Here is a 213-nt window from a genome sequence, read left to right as displayed (position 1 = left end):
AAGATGGCCAGCGCCCAGGCCGAGAACAAGCAGCAGCCCACCGGAGAGCATCACCATGCGATCGCCATAGCTATCGAGCAAGCGAGGCAGCGCAAATGCCGCTGTTATAGAGCCTAGACCGAAGAAGGCCAAAGCTAGCGTCGTATACTGGGCACCAAGTGCCATATTGCCCTGCACTATCACGACCGTATTGGCTACGACCATGGTTATGGC

At 56.8% G+C, this 213-nt stretch carries 1 pseudogene; it reads right to left on the bottom strand.

Features of this window, described 5'->3' with window-relative positions:
- Positions 1 to 213: pseudogene (locus tag HMPREF0519_RS14170) on the bottom strand (hypothetical protein); the annotation flags it as partial.

This window comes from Lentilactobacillus hilgardii DSM 20176 = ATCC 8290 (genome assembly GCF_000159315.1).
In the GTDB taxonomy this organism is placed as follows: Bacteria; Bacillota; Bacilli; order Lactobacillales; family Lactobacillaceae; genus Lentilactobacillus; species Lentilactobacillus hilgardii.
This window is presented reverse-complemented; position numbering and strand designations above follow the sequence as displayed.